Source organism: Faecalibacterium sp. DFI.5.82 (assembly GCF_029076575.1).
Lineage (GTDB): Bacteria > Bacillota > Clostridia > Oscillospirales > Ruminococcaceae > Faecalibacterium > Faecalibacterium duncaniae.
In genome coordinates, this window is sequence record NZ_JARFIS010000669.1 from 1 (window position 1) to 304 (window position 304).

Annotated in this window: 1 protein-coding gene; it reads right to left on the reverse strand. The window is 64.8% G+C overall.

Annotated features, from left to right (window positions below; genetic code table 11):
• A partial coding sequence (locus tag P0G09_RS18370) for a hypothetical protein (RefSeq protein WP_275253388.1) occupies positions 1-304 on the reverse strand: 304 nt, incomplete at both ends.

Genomic DNA, 304 nt, shown 5'->3' on the forward strand with positions numbered 1-304 from the left:
GGGGCACAGTGGGATCATACCGGGCCAGAAAAGCCGCCGCCGCACCGCGGGCATACGCTTCGTTGACGCTGAGGGAATCAAATTGGATCCCCCCCAGCTTCCGGTAGGCGATCTCCTGCTCGAAGAACGCGTCGTAGTCCTGCGCGGCGGCAAGGTTGAGCACCGGGTTGTCCGGGTCGGTGGTCTGGATAATGGCAAAGCCGGGGTCTTCTGCCCGGCCGCTCCGGCCCACCACCTGCGTGACGAGGCTGAACACGATCTCATAGGCCCGGAAGCCCTGGGCGAACAGGAGCGAATCGATGCC